This is a genomic window from Pseudomonas sp. SIMBA_067, from assembly GCF_046534675.1.
In the GTDB taxonomy this organism is placed as follows: domain Bacteria; phylum Pseudomonadota; class Gammaproteobacteria; order Pseudomonadales; family Pseudomonadaceae; genus Aquipseudomonas; species Aquipseudomonas putida.
In genome coordinates, this window is the sequence record NZ_JAWRYH010001376.1 from 1 (window position 1) to 235 (window position 235).

The 235-nt window shown below is 40.9% G+C and carries 1 protein-coding gene; it reads left to right on the forward strand.

Translation table 11 applies throughout. The features are described from left to right. The coding region (locus tag SB765_RS33865; RefSeq protein ID WP_410933067.1) for a DUF2884 family protein at positions 1-235 on the forward strand (235 nt) is incomplete at both ends.

Consider the following 235-nt stretch of genomic DNA (forward strand, 5'->3'; position numbering starts at 1 on the left):
GTTGAATTTAAGAACGATGTGCGCATCAAACCTAATGAATTAGAAATTTTTAAAGCCAATAATCAGCACATGCTATTTACCGCTGAAGGTGAGCTGTCTATCAATGGCGAGCAAGTAGCATTAAATAGTGCACAGCGCCAAGCAATGACAGACTACACAGACAATTTACGCGTGCAATTACCTGAAGTGGCCAATATTGCCCTTGAAGGGGTTAAAATTGCAGGTGTAGCATTAG